Here is a 1,268-nt window from a genome sequence, read left to right on the forward strand (position 1 = left end):
GGGACTGCTGAAGGTTTCGTTGACAGCTGGGGTTGATAATTTTTTACGCGGCTGAGGCCGCGTTTTTTATTGTCTCAAATTCGATGGGTGTCAGCCGTCCGAGGGCACGTTGGCGGCGTTTTCGGTGGTAGCTGCGCTCGATCCAGGTTGTGATGGCGAGCCTGAGTTCGGCCCGGGTTTCCCATCGTTTCCGGTTCAGGACGTTCTTTTGAAGCAGGGAGAAGAACGATTCCATCGCAGCATTGTCACCGCATGCCCCTACCCGGCCCATCGATCCGCTCAGGCCGTAGGTGTTCAGGGCTAGGACGAACTTGCGGGATCTGAACTGGGACCCGCGATCGCTATGGACCACAGTGCCCGCCGGTTTCCTCAACGCCACGGCATGGTCCAGTGCGGCAACGGCCAGGGAAGCTTTCATCCGCCCGTCCATGGAGTACCCCACGATCCGGTTCGAATGCAGGTCTTTGATCGCGCACAGGTACAGCTTTCCCTCCCCGGTGTGGTGCTCGGTGATGTCCGTGAGCCATTTCCGGTTCGGTGCCGTGGCGCTGAAGTCCCGTTCGATGAGGTCATCGTGGACCGGAGGGCCGGCCTTGAGCCCGGATCTGCGCCGGCGGTGGATTACGGAGAGGATGCCGTTCTCCGAGCACAGCCGCCAGATCCGGCGTTCGCTGGCGGCCGGGCCGGGACCGGCGTTGATCTCATCGGCGATGAACCGGTATCCGAAGGCAGGATCGTCCCGGTGATGGTCGATGGCGGCGTTGATCAGGTGGGCTTCTTCCCAGTCCCGGGCGGGCACAGGATTGGCGGCCCACTGGTAGTAGGCCTGTCTGGAGAAATTCAGTACCCGGCAGGACACTGCCACGGGAACCTTGATCGGGGCGTCCCTGGCAGCCAGCTCGCGGACCAGCGGGTACATCATTTTTTTGGATTGATGTCCCGGGACAGATAGGCCACGGCACGGCGCATGACTTCCGCTTCCTGTTCCAGGAGCCGGATGCGCTTGTTGGCCTCCCGCAGTTTCGCGGCGTCATCGGACACGACGCCGGATTTCACGCCGTCTTCTTTGTCGGCGATCTTCATCCAGCGGTGCAGGGCAGCGGGTGAGACACCGAAGTCCTTGGCGATCTGGGTGATGGGCGCTTCGCCCTTGCGGGCGACCGCGACGACATCGCGTCGGAACTCTTCGGGAAAGGCTTTGGGCATGATGAACATCCTTCCACCCGCAAGGATCAAATCCTCACAGGCAAAGTGTCAATCAAACCTTC

1 protein-coding gene is annotated in these 1,268 nt (G+C 61.3%); it reads right to left on the reverse strand.

Annotation, left to right across the window (positions count from 1 at the left end):
- Positions 1–43: 43 nt before the first annotated feature.
- A protein-coding gene (locus FYJ28_RS17065) for an IS3 family transposase (protein ID WP_154580191.1) occupies positions 44–1,206 on the reverse strand; the annotation gives its coding sequence in 2 pieces (ribosomal slippage) (positions 44–925 and positions 928–1,206; 1,161 coding nt in all).
- Positions 1,207–1,268: the final 62 nt, after the last annotated feature.

The sequence above is a fragment of the Arthrobacter sp. BL-252-APC-1A genome (assembly GCF_009696625.1).
Classification (GTDB): domain Bacteria; phylum Actinomycetota; class Actinomycetes; order Actinomycetales; family Micrococcaceae; genus Arthrobacter_B.